Annotated in this window: 13 protein-coding genes; 9 read left to right on the top strand and 4 right to left on the bottom strand. The window is 63.1% G+C overall.

Annotated elements, in window-relative coordinates:
- The first annotated feature begins 47 nt into the window (after positions 1-47).
- On the top strand, positions 48-776 hold the full coding sequence (gene msrA, locus NKH83_RS08010; RefSeq protein WP_352803114.1) for a peptide-methionine (S)-S-oxide reductase MsrA: 729 nt from the start codon (positions 48-50) through the stop codon (positions 774-776).
- A 228-nt stretch (positions 777-1,004) separates the two neighbouring features.
- On the opposite strand, the gene NKH83_RS08005 is transcribed toward msrA, so the two are convergent.
- The 3 genes from NKH83_RS08005 to NKH83_RS07995 all read right to left on the bottom strand — a co-directional run bounded on the left by NKH83_RS08005 (position 1,005) and on the right by NKH83_RS07995 (position 6,031).
- Positions 1,005-3,554, bottom strand: coding sequence for a mechanosensitive ion channel family protein (locus NKH83_RS08005; protein WP_352803111.1), 2,550 nt, complete (start codon positions 3,552-3,554; stop codon positions 1,005-1,007).
- Positions 3,555-3,656: 102 nt separating this feature from the next.
- On the bottom strand, positions 3,657-4,661 hold the full coding sequence (locus NKH83_RS08000; RefSeq protein ID WP_352803109.1) for a cytochrome d ubiquinol oxidase subunit II: 1,005 nt from the start codon (positions 4,659-4,661) through the stop codon (positions 3,657-3,659).
- Positions 4,658-6,031, bottom strand: coding sequence for a cytochrome ubiquinol oxidase subunit I (locus tag NKH83_RS07995; protein WP_352803107.1), 1,374 nt, complete (start codon positions 6,029-6,031; stop codon positions 4,658-4,660). Before NKH83_RS07995 ends, NKH83_RS08000 begins: the two co-directional genes overlap by 4 nt.
- A 263-nt stretch (positions 6,032-6,294) precedes the next feature.
- On the opposite strand from NKH83_RS07995, the gene NKH83_RS07990 reads away from it, so the two are divergent.
- The 4 genes from NKH83_RS07990 to NKH83_RS07975 all read left to right on the top strand — a co-directional run bounded on the left by NKH83_RS07990 (position 6,295) and on the right by NKH83_RS07975 (position 9,301).
- Entirely contained in the window at positions 6,295-7,221 is a 927-nt protein-coding gene (locus tag NKH83_RS07990; protein WP_352476872.1) for an ABC transporter ATP-binding protein, read from the top strand.
- 14 nt (positions 7,222-7,235) lie between these two features.
- Entirely contained in the window at positions 7,236-7,997 is a 762-nt protein-coding gene (locus tag NKH83_RS07985) for an ABC transporter permease (protein WP_352509411.1), read from the top strand.
- A gap of 135 nt (positions 7,998-8,132) precedes the next feature.
- Positions 8,133-8,621 (top strand): MarR family winged helix-turn-helix transcriptional regulator, encoded by a 489-nt coding sequence (locus tag NKH83_RS07980; protein WP_352803346.1) that lies wholly within the window; start codon positions 8,133-8,135, stop codon positions 8,619-8,621.
- Positions 8,621-9,301 (top strand): GNAT family N-acetyltransferase, encoded by a 681-nt coding sequence (locus NKH83_RS07975; protein ID WP_352803104.1) that lies wholly within the window; start codon positions 8,621-8,623, stop codon positions 9,299-9,301. The genes NKH83_RS07980 and NKH83_RS07975 overlap by 1 nt, the downstream gene beginning before the upstream one ends.
- A 103-nt stretch (positions 9,302-9,404) precedes the next feature.
- On the opposite strand, the gene NKH83_RS07970 is transcribed toward NKH83_RS07975, so the two are convergent.
- Positions 9,405-11,411, bottom strand: coding sequence for a PhoX family protein (locus NKH83_RS07970; protein ID WP_352803101.1), 2,007 nt, complete (start codon positions 11,409-11,411; stop codon positions 9,405-9,407).
- 202 nt (positions 11,412-11,613) lie between these two features.
- Here NKH83_RS07970 and NKH83_RS07965 point away from each other — a divergent pair, with 202 nt between their 5' ends.
- The 4 genes from NKH83_RS07965 (at position 11,614) to NKH83_RS07950 (ending at position 15,144) form a co-directional block, all read left to right on the top strand.
- Entirely contained in the window at positions 11,614-11,952 is a 339-nt protein-coding gene (locus tag NKH83_RS07965; protein WP_023679017.1) for a hypothetical protein, read from the top strand.
- Between the two features lie 14 nt (positions 11,953-11,966).
- A complete protein-coding gene (locus NKH83_RS07960) occupies positions 11,967-12,668 on the top strand; it encodes a phosphatase PAP2 family protein (protein WP_352476869.1) in 702 nt (233 codons plus the stop codon).
- Positions 12,669-12,981: 313 nt separating this feature from the next.
- Complete coding sequence (locus NKH83_RS07955) at positions 12,982-13,251, top strand: helix-turn-helix domain-containing protein (RefSeq protein WP_292656925.1); 270 nt, start codon at positions 12,982-12,984, stop codon at positions 13,249-13,251.
- 180 nt (positions 13,252-13,431) lie between these two features.
- Positions 13,432-15,144 (top strand): SulP family inorganic anion transporter, encoded by a 1,713-nt coding sequence (locus NKH83_RS07950; protein ID WP_352803096.1) that lies wholly within the window; start codon positions 13,432-13,434, stop codon positions 15,142-15,144.
- Positions 15,145-15,147: the final 3 nt, after the last annotated feature.

Below are 15,147 nucleotides of genomic sequence, written 5' to 3'. Positions count from 1 at the left end.
CGGACCTATCCGTCGTATAATCCACACCACATCATGGGAGATCAGACATGACCGCAGCCGTGAAACGATCGTCGATTTTCGCAAAAGCAACAGCTGCCGCGCTCATCCTCACGGCCGCCGCCGCCGTATTCTGGCAGACCCCGGCAGTCTCGGCCGAAGACGCAGTGGTGATCCCGCCGCCGGCAATGGACGAGAAGGCCACCGCCGGCCCCGAAAAGGCGTTCTTCGCCGGCGGCTGCTTCTGGGGTGTGCAAGGCGTGTTCCAGCACGTCAAGGGTGTCACCAGCGCCGTGTCCGGCTATGCCGGCGGCGACAGGGACACGGCCGTCTATGAAATGGTCGGCACCGGCCGGACGGGCCATGCCGAATCCGTCGAGATCACCTACGAGCCGTCCAAGGTTACTTACGGCCAGCTGCTGCAGGTGTATTTCTCGGTGGCGCACAATCCGACGCAACTGAACTACCAGGGGCCGGACAGCGGCACACAGTACCGTTCGACGATCTTTGCCGAAAACGACATGCAGAAAAAGATCGCCGAAAGCTATATCGCCCAGCTCGACAAGGCCAAGGTGTTTCCTAAGCCGATCGTGACGACGCTGGAGACCGGCAAGAGCTTCTATCCGGCCGAGGACTACCACCAGGACTTTCTCACGCTCAACCCGACCTATCCCTATATCGTCTATAACGATTGGCCCAAGGTAGAGAACCTGAAGCGGCTGTTCCCCAACCTCTACAGCGAAAAGCCGGTGCTGGTGCTGGCCGCCAACAAGAGCTGAGCTTTTGCGCCGGCGGGCGCGACGGAGAATAAGCGTCGGCGATCCTTCGCACCCCCCTCTGTCCTGCCGGACATCTCCCCCGCAAGGGGGGAGATCGGCTATCACCTCGACCTTCGCCAAATCTCCAACGTTCAGGACGAGCGGAGCGCTGAAACTGCTAATCTCCCCCCTTGCGGGGGAGATGGCCGGCAGGCCAGAGGGGGGTGCTGTCCCGCCAACGTCTCGAAACTACCTCCCCTTTTTCCAAGGCAGGCTCCAGCGCACCTTCTCCAGCGTCGCCTTTGCCTCGGCCGAGTCCGGGTCGGGCTCTGTCTCGCGATAATGCGCCGAGCCCTCAGGCGGGTAGGCAAGCGTGTTGTTGAGGGCGAATTTGTCGATCTGGCTGAAGTCGGGGAAAGGCAGATTTTGCGCCTCGCGCCAATCGCCGACCCTTTTCTCCGCGGCAATGCGTTTTTCGTCGTCGACCGGAAGGTCGGTGGCTCTGTATTCCAGTGACGAAGGGAAGGCGAACTGCGCGCCGGCATCATCCATGACGTTGATCATGGACAACAGGATGTCCTCGCGGATGGCTTGAAAATCGGCCACGTCGGCGGTTTTGATATAAGTGAACACGTCGATATCGAGCGAATAGGCGCCGAAGCCGGCAAAGCGCACGCGGCACGGCTCATCGATAACGCGCGGATGGGCAATCATCAGCTTGCGCAGCTCGGCCAGGACGTAACGCAGCTGATCGGGCGTCGTCTCGTAGCGCAGCTGCAGCGTCGTCGCGAACCGGGTGCGGTCGCGATGGGCGTAGTTCTCGATCTGCATGCCGGCGAAATCCGAGTTCGGCACCGAGATGATGGTGCGGTCGAGCGACCTGATGCGCGTCGAGCGCATGCCGATATGCTCGATCGTGCCGGACTGGTCGCCGAACTTGCAGAAGTCGCCGACGCTTACGGGCCGGTCGGCATAGAGCGTCAGGCCGGAGAGGAAGTTCTGCAGCGTCGGCTGCGCGGCCAGCGCCACCGCCAGACCGCCGATGCCGAGACCGGCGATGACGCCTTCGTAGGGGATGGCGAGCACTTCGGCCAACAGCAGGAAGGCGACGACCAGCACGGCGACGCGTGCGACGCCGGTGGACAGCGAAATCAGCGTGTCGTGATAGCCGGGCACTTGCCACAGTCCGCGATAGTGTTCGGCGACCTTGCCGATCAGATGCCAGACCACCGGCACGGCGCCGATCACGATCAGGCTCCAGGCGATTGCCTTGACCGGGGCGGCGACCACTTGCGGCAGACCGAGCGGGCGCAGCGTCAACAGCAGGAAGAAGCCAAGCACGATCGAGCGCACCGCCCATTCGACGATGCGGAAGAAGGCCGGGCTGTCCGTCCTTCGCACAAACAAGGAAATCAGCGCATTGGCGATGAAGCCGAAGACGATGCCGGCCAGTGCGGCAAGGCCGAGCATCCACCATTGCCAGTGCTCCATCGGGCCGGCGCGGGTGAGCAGGCCGGGGCTGATCTCGCGGGCGAGGCCACGGGCGATAAAGAACGGGTCGGTGCTGGCGAAGGCGGCGAATTCCGGCGCCACCGGCACGTCTTCGACGTCGGCGTAGAGCGCGCGGATGTGGGCGAGCGTCTCGGGCGTGAACTGCCAGATCTTGCGCTTGCCGGTGCCGTCGGGGTCAGTCTCGACCGGGCCGATGACGATGTTGCCGGCGGGATGCTCGAAATAGACGAAGGGGGTGTTGCTCTTCGGATCGTCGGGGATCTCCTGCCAATAGACGTAGCCGATGCGGTCGATGACCTTTTTGAGATAGCGCTCGAGCAGGAACGCCTCGTCGCCACGCACCGCCTGACTGTAGTTGCGCAGGTCGAGCGCCGCCTGGGCCGGGTCGCCGGCTTCGGTGAGGCCGCTCAACAGCACCTTGAACGTATCGCGCGGCGAGGCGAGCCTGCTCGGATCGTCGACCATGTCTACGGCTTCGCCACGCGCTTCCTGGAATTCGGCGAGCTTGGCCTGAAGCTGGCCAAGTGGCGGCCCGACGATGAACCAGTCGCCATTCTTGCGGCGAAAAGTGACGGCGAAGGAGACCCTGGTGCCGTATTGCGGCAGCGTCGCCGTCACCTCGTCGCTGGAAATAATGTCATGCGGCAGGCTCCACAGACGGAACGTCGCGTTGTCGATGACGGTGAACAGAAGCTTGGTGTAATCGGGCATGTTGAGGCCGCCGCGGTCGGCCTCGGTGACGTCGACGAGACCCGCCGCCAGACCGGCAAGACCCATGCCGCCGCCGGTGGCGCGCGGCACGTTGTCGGCGCCGCTCTCGTTCATCGTCTGCAGGAACGAGCGCATGGTGCTCATCGGGCTCGACTGGTCGACACGCACGTCCTCGACGGCGCTGACGCGCACACCTGTCCACCATTCGGCGGTGGCGGCATCGAAGCGGCCCATGAAGCTGCCGCCGTCAGGCGATTGGACGAAGGTGAAGGCGCCTTGGCGGTCGCCTTCGAACCAGTGGCCGACAAGCTTGTCGCCTTCGGCCTTGGCCTCGATACGGCCGTTATAAAGCGGGTACACGCCCTTAACGTCGGCGCCCGTCTGCTCGAACTTGATCTGGGCGCCGCCGCCGCGCCATTTCGTGTCCCACACGCCGGTCCAGTTGGCCGCGTCCTGGGCATGTGCCTGCGGCATGGCCGGCAGCAGGCCAGCAAGCGCGAGTGCGCCGATCAGTGCGACCGTCCGGATCAGCAAAGGCAGCAGCCGATCCTGTCCTGCCGCAAAAAAGGGGGTCATTGCATCGCCCTTCTTCTTGCCGGCGATTCTGCTCGGCCGGCCAGAGAAGGTTATTCCGCTTGAAGATGAATATTCTGTTTCAGGCTGCCACGGCGATGCCGGTCAGTCATAGGTCAGATCCGTCGCCTTGCCGGCGAACACCCGGTAGGCAAAGAACGAATAGAAGATGATGATCGGCAGCACGACGACCGTGCCGACCAGGATGACGGCCAGGCTTTCGGGTGCCGAAGCAGCCTGCCAGATGGTCAGCCGGTCGGGCACCACGAAGGGGTAGAAAGACCAGGCGAGGCCGGCAAAGCCGAGCGTGAAGATAGCGGCCAATGTCAGGAACGGGAGCAGCGCGTGGCGGTCGCCGGGTTTCGGCAGATGGAAGGTCTGGCGCCACAGCCACAGGAACAGCACTGCCGACAGGATCGGCAGCGGTGACAAATAGAGCATGGCCGGCCAGACGAACCATTTGTCGAAGATGCGCGCGCTGGCAAAGGGCGTGGCCAGCGATACCGCGACCATGCCGAGCGCGGTCAGCACCAGTGTCGTGCGCAGCCACAGCACCGCCTTCCTCTGCAGGTCGCCTTCCGTCTTGTAGATGACCCAGGCGGCGCCCATCGCCGCGTAGGCCGCGGCAAGGCAGAGCGCCACCAGCGCGCCGAACGCCATGCCGCCAGGGCCGACGTCGAGGCCGAGCACATAGACGCCGAGCATATAACCTTGCGCCAGCGAAGCGACGACCGAGCCGAGGAAGAAGATGCGGTTCCAGCGGTGCTTCCTGCCGGCCGGCACCTTGGCGCGGAAATCGAAGGCGACGCCGCGCAGGATCAAGCCGACCAGCAGCACGAAAACCGGAATGTAGAGCGCCGTCAGGATGGTGCCGTGCGCCAGCGGGAAGGCGACCAGCAGCAGGCCGACCGCCAGCACCAGCCAGGTCTCGTTGGCGTCCCAGAATGGGCCGATGGCGGCGATCATCGTATCCTGTTCGGTGCCTTCGGCTGCGGCGAACAGGATGCCGATGCCGAGATCGAAGCCGTCGAGGATGACGTAGATCAGGATGGCGAGGCCCATCAGTCCGGCGAAGATCAGAGGCAGCAGGGTCGGCCAGTCGAAGCTCATGATGTTTCTCCCGGTTGCGCAACCGGCTGCGACAGCGGCCTGTTCATGACGCCCGGTAGCGGCGAGGTGTCTCCATCCTTCGCCGCCTTCAATGCCAGATGCACCAACACGCTGAGATAGGCGATCAGCAGCAGCACGTAGAGGCTGAGATAGACCGCGAGCGACAGCGCGACATGGCTGCCGGCGACCGGCCCGACAGCATCGGCGGTACGCAGCACGCCGGTGACCAGCCAGGGCTGGCGGCCGATCTCAGTGGTGTACCAGCCGGCCAGCGTCGCCAGCCAGCCGGACAGCGCCATCGGCACCATGACGAGCGCCAGCGGCTTGGGCAGGCTGTGGCGGCGCTTGAGGAAGAAGGCCGCCGACCAGGAGACGGCGAGCATAAGGAGGCCTGTGCCGACCATGATGCGAAAGCCCCAGAACACCGGAAATACCGGCGGATGGTTGCCGGCATAATCGTTCAGCCCCGGCACGATGCCGCCGGCGCTGTGCCTGAGGATGAGGCTGGCGCCGTCGGGAATGGTGAGCTCGAACCTGTTCTCGCTCGCCGCTTCATCGGGAAGCGCAAACAGCACCAGCGGCACGTTTGGACCGGTGTTCCAGTTGGCCTCCATGGCGGCGATCTTCTGCGGCTGGTGTTCGAGCGTGTTGAGGCCGTGCTGGTCGCCGGCGAAGATCTGGATCGGGATCAGGATCGCGGCGGTGAAGACGCCGGTGCGCAGCGCCTTCCACATCGATTCCGAACGATCGCCGTAGAGATAGCGCAGCGCCGACAGGCCGGCGATCAGGAACGAGACGGTCAGCCCCGAAGCAAGCAGCATATGGACGAGCCGGTAGGGCATGGACGGATTGAAGACAACTGCCCACCAGTCGGTGGCGTGCGCTACACCATCGCGCATCTCGAAGCCGGCCGGCGTCTGCATCCACGAATTGAGTGCTATGATCCAGAAGGCGGACAAGGTGGTGCCGCCGGCCACCAGCACCGTCGCCAGCGTATGGATGCGGTTCGAGACGCGGCGGAAGCCGAACAGCATGATGCCGAGGAACGCCGCCTCGAGGAAAAAGGCGGTCAGGATCTCGTAGGCCAGCAGCGGGCCGGCAATGTTGCCGACCGTCTCCATATAGCCCGGCCAGTTGGTGCCGAACTGAAAACTCATGGTGACGCCGGAAACCACGCCCATGGCGAAGGACAGCGCGAATACCTTAACCCAGGTGAAATAAGCGCGCATCCAGGCGGAATCGTTGGTCGCGTTGTAGCGGAGCTTGAAGAACAGCAGCACCCAGCCGAGCGCGATGGTGATCGCCGGGAACAGGATGTGGAACGAGATGTTCGCGCCGAACTGTATGCGCGACAGGATGAGCGGGTCCATGGCGGCTCCGGCTGCTGCTTGTTTGTACAAGGATAGGCTTCATGCGCGGGACGGTCAAAGCGGCGTCCCGCCGCGAGGCGGAACGCCGCAGTGCCGGTGAATCTGCTTCTGCGCGGAATTTGGCTGGACGATCGGGCAGGTGTCGCCTATTCCGGCGAACCTCGATGTCCAGAACTGTCAGGAGCGGCATTGACATCCGGATTTGCGAACCGACATTCAGCGGATTAAATCAACAACTCTGTTTCAAGCAGCCGTTTTCAGCCATGCAGCCGATCATCTCGATTTCCGGGGTCACCAAGACCTACGCCACCGGCTTCAAGGCGCTGAAGGAGATCAATCTCGATATAGTGCGCGGCGAGATCTTTGCGCTGCTCGGGCCGAACGGCGCCGGCAAGACGACGCTGATCTCGATCGTCTGCGGCATCGTCAACCGCTCGTCGGGTTCCGTCACCGTCGACGGCCATGACATCAACCGCGACTACCGCGCGGCGCGCAGTCTGATCGGGCTGGTGCCGCAGGAGCTGACCATCGACGCCTTCGAGAGCGTGTGGGCGACGGTCAATTACAGCCGCGGCCTGTTCGGCAAGCCGGCGGACAAGGCGTTCATCGAAAAGGTGCTGCGCGACCTGTCGCTCTGGGACAAGAAGGACGCCAAGGCGATCACGCTATCCGGCGGCATGAAGCGCCGGCTGATGATTGCCAAGGCGTTGTCGCACGAGCCGCGCATCCTGTTCCTCGACGAACCGACGGCAGGCGTCGATGTCGAGCTGCGCCAGGACATGTGGGCGATGGTGCGCAGGCTGCGCGAAGACGGCGTCACCATCATCCTGACCACGCACTACATCGAAGAAGCGGAGGCGATGGCCGACCGCGTCGGCGTCATTAACCGCGGCGAGATCGTGCTGGTCGAGGACAAGGCCGAGCTGATGCGCAAGCTCGGCCGCAAGCGGCTTGTGCTGGAACTGCGCAGTCCCCTGGCCACCGTTCCCGACGCCTTTTCGCGCTACGCGCTGGAGCTTTCGCCGGATGGCGGGCAGCTGACCTATACTTATGACAACCAGAGCGAACGGCCGGGCGTCGCCTCGTTGATCCGCGAGCTCGAGGCGGCCGGCATCCAGTTCCGCGACATCGATACGGAAAACAGCTCGCTTGAGGAGATCTTCGTCAATCTGGTGAGGAAACCGGCATGAACCCGCGCGCGGTCATGAATCTTCATGCGGTATGGGCGATCTATCGGGTGGAGATGGCGCGCGCCCTTCGCACGGTGCTGCAGAGCATTGTTTCGCCGGTCATTTCCACGTCGCTCTATTTCGTCGTTTTCGGCTCGGCCATCGGCTCGCGCATCACCGAGATCGACGGCATCAGCTACGGCGCCTTCATCGTGCCGGGGCTGATCATGCTGTCGCTGCTGACGCAGTCGATCTCCAACGCTTCTTTCGCCATCTATTTTCCGAAATTCGTCGGCTCGATCTACGAATTGCTGTCGGCGCCTGTGTCCTATCTGGAGATCGTCATCGCCTATGTCGGGGGTGCGGCGACAAAGTCGATCGTGCTTGGCCTGATCATCCTGGCGACGGCCTCGCTGTTCGTGCCGCTTCACATCGAGCATCCGTTCTGGATGCTCGCCTTCCTGGTGCTGACGGCGGTGACCTTCAGCCTGTTCGGCTTCATCATCGGCATCTGGGCGAAGAGCTTCGAGCAGCTGCAGCTGGTGCCGCTGCTGATCATCACGCCGCTGACCTTTCTCGGCGGCAGCTTCTATTCGATCAACATGCTGCCCGGCATCTGGCGCACGGTGACGCTGTTCAACCCGGTCGTCTACCTGGTCAGTGGCTTCCGCTGGAGCTTCTACGGCAAATCCGACGTTTCGGTCGGCGTCAGCCTCGGCATGACGGTTGTTTTCCTGCTCGTCTGCATAGCAATCGTCGCCTGGATCTTCAGGACCGGCTACCGGCTGCGCAACTGAGCGACTGGCCTGCCAGGCAAAGCAGCCTTATCGGTCAACGGAAACAGCGCTGAGTGCAGCCCTTGCGACGATAGCCCTTGATCTTCATGTTTTGTTATATATCATGTTATGGTTTTTCGCGAGACGGATTGGCATATGGAAGACGTCGTACGATCGCTTGGTTTCTTGTGCCTGGGCAGCAGGATGAAGCGTATAGGCGAACAACTGCAAGCGGAGGCGCAACGCCTGCTCGACCGGCTGGATGTTCCGGTTCAGGCGAGCCAGTACCCACTGCTGGCCGCGCTCGACAGGCTGGGCCCGCTGCCTGTCGGGGAACTGGCACAATCGCTTGGCATCGCGCAGCCTGGTATAACGCGAAGCGTCTCGCTTCTGGCTGAACTGGGATTGCTCGAGGTCAGTCAGTCGACCGATGACCAGCGGCGCAGGATTGTCGCCCTCACACGGGACGGCCGGCGACTGGTCGATGTCGCAAAACGTGACGTCTGGCCGCGCATCGAAAACGCCGTTGCGGATTTGTGCGCGGATCTTTCGGGGCCGCTTCTTGAGCAGCTGACCGCCATCGAAGACGGCCTAGCCGCGGCCCCTCTCGACCGTCGAGTGAAAAATCCGGAGGCCGCGGCGTAATGAGACACCTGCTCGACCGCCCTATCTGGAGCGCGCTTCAGACGCGACATCGGGCGTTCGCGCAAGGTAATGACCTCGCCAGGCGGTATCGGCCGTCGATCGTTCCATTCGCCGCCACTGGCGCCGACGACGCGGAAAGCCTGCGGGCGCTCGAACAGCTTGTCTCCGCGGGCGAGAGTGTCATCCTGCTTCAGTCGGACGCCATTGCTCTGCCCGCGGGGCTTTGTGCGACTTCGACCGCAGCCGGGGTTCAAATGATTGCCGAGCGGCCGTTGCAAACCGTGTCTGACAAACGTGTGCAACGTCTGACCCGAGACGATGCGGCTGAGATGCTCGCCCTGGCATTGCTCACCAAGCCTGGCCCATTCACGCTCGAAGCCCTGAGCCTGGGCGATTTTTGTGGCGTTAAAATCGAGGGCAGACTTGTGGCAATGGCCGGCGAGCGCATGAAGCAACCTGGCTATACCGAACTCAGCGGGGTGTGCTCACATCCGGAATTTCGCGGCGGCGGCCTAGGCAAGCTGCTGTCCCTGTTCGTGGCAAACCGGATAATGGCGCGCGGCCAAGTTCCCTATCTCCATGCCTATGCCAGCAACGCCACGGCCATCAGACTATACGAATCCATTGGCTTCAGGTTGCGAAGCACAATGAACGTGGCCGTGGTTCAGCGCACCGAATGATTGGTCGGCGCATGATGCGCAGCATGGATGCATCCCATATCAGGAAAGGAAGGATTTCGCATCACCGAAATCCTTCCTCGAGAATGCAAGGCCTTCCTGCGTCTCAGACCGCGATCTTGCCGCCGCCTTGCCTGGTGATGGCAACGACCGCCGGGCGCACCGGCATGTCCGGCTTGAAGTCAGGCCAGCGGGTCGACAAATCCTCATAATAGGACGGACGCCCAAAAGCCTCCCAGTCCTCGCCACCGTCGCCTGGATGCTGGACGGCAACGAAAGCAGTCTGGTCGTCCGGCGCAAACAGGGGACCACACATTTCGGCGCCGATCGGCACACGGAAAAACAGCTTTGAGGTCGCCCGCGCCGGGCCTTCCGTGTCGACCGCCCACAGGCCGTCGGTGCGGCCTGTGGCCTTCGGGCCCTGGCCGTCGGTAGCAACCCAGAGGCGGCCGGCCGAATCGACCGCGCAATTGTCCGGCATGCCGAACCAGCCATTGGCAGTGGTTGCGGTGGAGAAGGTGGCGCCGATTTCGGCCACGGCGGGATCGCCGCATTTCAGCAGGATTTCCCACTTGCCCTTGGTCGCAGCGAAATCACCGCCATCCTCGACGATCTCAATGATATGGCCAAAGGCGTTTTCGGCGCGCGGATTGGCGGCGTCGACCTGGTCGGCCTTGCGCTTCGAATTGTTGGTCAGCATGACATAGACCTTGCCATTGGCGGCATTGGGTTGGATGTCTTCCGGGCGGTCCATCTTGGTGGCGCCAAGCAGGTCGGCGGCACGGCGCGTCTCGATCAGCACGTCGGCCTGGCTGGCAAAGCCGTTTTCCGCCCCCAGCGGCCCCTGGCCGAAGACGATCGGCAGCCATTCGATCGAACCGTCCTCGGCGAACTTGGCGACATGCAAGGTGCCGTCGTCGAGCAAATTCATGTTGGCGGCGCGATCGTCCGGATTGAACTTGCCTGTGGTGACGAACTTATAGACATAGTCGAAACGCTCGTCGTCGCCGAGGTAGAAGACGACACGGCCATCCTTGGCGACGATCGATTCTGCGCCCTCATGCTTGAAGCGGCCCATGGCGGTGCGCTTCCTCGGCACCGACGTCGGATCCTGGACGTCGACCTCGACGATCCAGCCGAAGCGGTTCGGCTCGTTCGGCTCCTTGCCGATATCGAAACGGTCGTGATGCGCCGCCCATTCATAGGCGCCTTCGGGAATGCCGAGGCGCTTGTAATTGGCCGCCTCGTTATGGCCCTGCGGCAGGTCGCCCGAGAAATAGCCGTGGATGTTCTCCTCGGCCATGACATAGGTGCCCCACGGCGTGACGCCGCCGGCGCAGTTGTTGAGGGTGCCGATGACCTTCGTGCCGCTCGGGTCGGTGCTGGTCTTGACGCGGTCGTGGCCGGCGACGGGGCCAGACAGCGCCATCTCGGTATTGGAGGTGATGCGGCGGTTGAGCTTGCCGTCGCGCACGACCTGCCATTTGCCGGCTTCTTTGCGGATCTCGACAATGGTGCCGCCATGCGCGGCCATCTCGACATCGACTTGCTCCTTGCTGAGGGGCGCCTGCTTGGCTTTGCCATCGACGATGGTGACGAGGCCCGGGAACATCAGATGCGGATTGGTGTATTCGTGGTTGACGACCAGCAGGCCGTGCTCGGCCGAGCCGCCGATCGGGATATAACCGACATAGTCGTTGTTGTAGCCGAATTGTCTGGCCTGGGCTTCCGCCGACTGTTTTGTCGGATCGAATTCCGGCGAATCGGCGAACAGCGGATCGCCCCAGCGCAGCAGCACGTCGGCGTCATAGCCAGGTGCGACGTGATGCTTGTCGTCGATGCCGGCCTCGAGTTCGTCGAAAGCGAAGGCGGAGCCTTCGGCGGCGCGGGCGTTGTCGGCGGCGATCAGCGCCAGCGGGCTGACGGTAGCGGCTATGGCCGAGACGGCAAGCGAGCCCTTGAGGAAGCCGCGGCGCGAGAACCGCGCGGCGATGATCTCACCCATGGTGCGGTTGTCGGTGGGATTGGCTCCTGGCCCATCGTTTTCCTCGAGCAGACTGGTGCGGAAATGGGCGTCAGGGGTGCGATGTTCGGTCGAGCGCTGTTCAGTCATGGGGGCCTGCCTCTGGCTGGATGGATTGCTGGAGCGTGTTGCTTGGCCAATCCGGTATTACCGGCAGGTCACAGTTTGATGACATGCCGGCTAATTGCCACCTGCGATTTCGTATCCAACATCAGCCCCGCTTGACCGCGACCGGCGCTTCGGAAACAAGAGCTGCGGCAGGCGCGTAGGGACCGCATCGGGAGGAACAAAAGTGAGTTTCTGGGGACTTGGGCAGCTCTGCGTTTCGACGGTGATCTTCCTGCTGGCGGCGATGGCCGCAAAACAGTGGGGGCTGGCGCCGAGCCTCGGCAAGATCGTGCTGACGTTGGCGCTCTATTCGCTGGGCAATCTGATCATGCTGAGGCTGATCCGTGAATTCGGCATGTCGGTGTCGTTCAGCCTGTCGGCGGTGATCCAGCTGGTGTCGGTGAATGTGGTGGCGCTGGTCTTCTTCGGCGAGCGCGTCAATGCCTTGCAGGCAACCGGCATTGTGCTTGCCATCGCAGCTGTGGCGCTGATCACGCTCGGGCCCTATCTGCAAAGGCTGTAGCTGCGATCGGGCCGATGAAGAAGATTGCAAGCAGACTGCGCAACTGGCTGGAGTTCCCGGTTCTGCTGGCCGGGCTGGTCATTGCCGGCGGGCTGTGGGGGTTCGAAGAACTGATGGAGCTGGCGCGGGCGACCACGCCGCATGCCTTCGACACCGAAATCCTGCTTGCCTTCCGCAAGGCCGGCCAGCCCGACAATCCGATCGGACCGGCGTGGCTGGAAGGAGCGATGCGCGACGTCACCAGCCTTGGCAGCGCCAGCGTGCTGGTGCTGATCACGGCAGCAATGATCGTCTATCTGCTCCTTATCCGCAGGCCAGGCGCGGCGCTTCTCATGTTCGTCGCGGTGGCGGGCGGCCAGCTCCTGTCAAGCGTGCTGAAATTCGATATCGACCGGCCGCGCCCCGATCTGGTCTCGCATCTCGCCGATGTGGCATCGCTTTCGTTTCCGAGCGGCCACGCCATGCTGTCGGCGGTGACGTATTTGACGCTGGGCAGCATGGCGGCACGGTTTTTGCCCGGGCGTACAACGAAGATCTATGTACTCGTGCTGGCGGTGCTGACGACGGTGGTGGTCGGCATCAGCCGCATTTATCTCGGCGTCCACTGGCCGTCCGACGTGCTGGCCGGCTGGTGCGCCGGCTTTGCCTGGGCGATGCTGTGCTGGCTGGCGGCACGATTGCTGCAGCGATGGCTAGGGCGGGCCGACGGCACCTGACGTCGGCCGGACTATTTCAAATCAGCCTGTTGATCAGGCCATGTCCGCAGCCTGCCAGCAGGAAAACCATCGACAGCACGACTGTTGAGGTCGCCAACGCTTTGAATGTCTTCACCTGCTCATCCTTTTTTGAGGTCGAACCTGTGAAATCGGTATCGCAATGGATGTCCCGCCAAACGATGCCGAGGTTTGTAGCATGCCAGCGCACCGGCTGGCAAAGACTGTTGCATGTTCACATATGCAAGATGATGTTTGACCCATCATTAAGAAGGTATTATACCTGATACTGCAGACTCAGACGGGGGTTTGACCGATGATCACTGCCGCGCAGATGCGTGCCGCGAGGGCGCTGGCCGGCATCGATCAGAAGACCCTCGCCGAGCGCGCCGGGGTTTCGCTTCCAACCATTCAGCGCATGGAAGCGAGCGACGGCGTGGTCCGGGGCGTGGTCGATACGCTGATGAAGGTCATCCAGGCCCTTGAAGAGGCCGGGGTCGAGCTGATCGGCGAGAACCAGGCGAGCGAGCGTGGCGGCAGGGGCGTTCGCCTCAAGCCTGTCACGCCGCAGAACCCGCAAGGCTGACGCTACTGCCGCATCGCCGAAAATCAAATTCGATTTTCGGATAGTCCGATGCGCGGGTCAAAAGTGTTGGGGCGTATCTGTGCGCCTATTTGGACGCACGCCGCTCCAAGTCGCGACGGCGACCGCCGACAGTCCTGCCGACGATCCCGCCGCTCCTTGGTTTCATGCGGAAGGCACTCGATGGATCAGACGCAGCGGGCAGTGCATCAACCGGCGCGGCCGACATTTTCCGAACTGTTCACCCCAAAGCTGGTGGCGGTGCTGCGCGAGGGCTACACGCTCACGCATTTCAAGACGGATGCCATCGCCGGGCTGACTGTCGCCATCGTTGCGCTGCCGTTGTCGATGGCAATTGCCATTGCTTCAGGCGTGACGCCGGAGCGCGGGCTCTACACCTCGATCATTGGCGGCTTCCTGGTCTCGGCGCTTGGCGGCAGCCGTTTCCAGATCGGCGGCCCGGCCGGCGCCTTCATTGTGCTTGTGGCGGCGACGGTGGCGCGGGTTGGCGTCGACGGCTTGCTGCTGGCGGCGATGATGGCCGGCGTGTTCCTGCTTGCCATCGGCTATCTCAGACTTGGCACCTACATCAAATTCATCCCCTACCCGGTGACCGTCGGCTTCACCGCCGGCATCGCTGTCATCATCTTCTCCGGCCAGATCGTCGAACTGTTCGGGCTGAAGCTCGCCGGCAAGGAGCCAGGGCCGCTGGTGCCGAAGCTGATGGCCATCGGCGAAGCGGCCGGAACAATCAACCTCGCCGCAACTGCGGTGGCGGCACTGACCATCATCACCATTGCGACGTTGAGGCGGTTTCGGCCGAAGTGGCCGGCTATGCTGATCGCCATCGGACTGGCATCCCTCGTCGTCGCATTGCTCGCCATGCCGGCCGAGACGATCGGCACGCGCTTCGGCGGCATCCCACGCAGCCTGCAATGGCCGGCCTTCCCGCCGCTCAGCCTCGACAGGATAATCGACGTACTGCCGGACGCCATCGCCTTTGCGCTGCTCGGGGCGATCGAATCGCTGCTGTCGGCCGTCGTCGCCGACGGCATGACCGGAAGGCGGCATCGCTCCAATTGCGAGTTGGTGGCGCAAGGCTTCGCCAATATCGCCTCCGCCTTGTTCGGCGGCATATGCACCACTGGCACCATTGCCCGCACCGCGACCAATGTACGGGCCGGCGCGCATGGACCGGTCTCAGGCATGATGCACTCGGCCATTCTGCTTGCTCTGATGCTGGTGGCGGCACCGCTGGCCAGCTATATCCCGCTTGCAGCACTTGCCGGCGTGCTGGCGGTGGTGTGCTGGAACATGTTCGAGAAACAGGCCTTCGCCACCTTGCTGCGCGCCTCGCGCGGCGATGCGCTGGTACTGATGGCGACGTTCCTGATCGTCATCTTCCGCGACCTGACCGAAGGCATCGTCGTCGGCTTCGCGCTAGGCTCGATCCTGTTCATCGACCGCATGGCCAAGAGCATCGCGGTGGAGGCGGACCATCAATCCCTGGTGCAGGAAGACGTCGCCGACCGAGCCAGCGCTTATGATTCCAGCGAGGCGAGCGATGCCGACACAGTGGTCTACCGGATATCGGGCGCCTTTTTCTTCGGCGCCGCCTCGACCGTCGGCACGGTGCTGGACCGCATCGCCGACCAGCGCAAGAACTTCATCCTCGACTGTTCGGCGGTGCCGTTCTTCGATTCGACGGCGGCCAATGTCATCGAGGGCGCGGCCCACAAGGCCAAGCGCGCCGGCGTTCGCTTTATTATCTCAGGCGCTTCACCGCAGACACGCCGCATGCTGATCAACCACGGTGTCAAGCGGCCGCTGGTGACTTATGCCGCATCGATCACGGATGCGCGGGCGCAGCTGAAGAAAGCCGCGCCTCTCGCCTGAGCT

The sequence above is a fragment of the Mesorhizobium sp. M0909 genome (assembly GCF_040319515.1).
In the GTDB taxonomy this organism is placed as follows: Bacteria; Pseudomonadota; Alphaproteobacteria; order Rhizobiales; family Rhizobiaceae; genus Mesorhizobium.
Note: the sequence above shows the minus strand (reverse complement) of the source record. Positions and strands in the feature narration are given on the sequence as shown.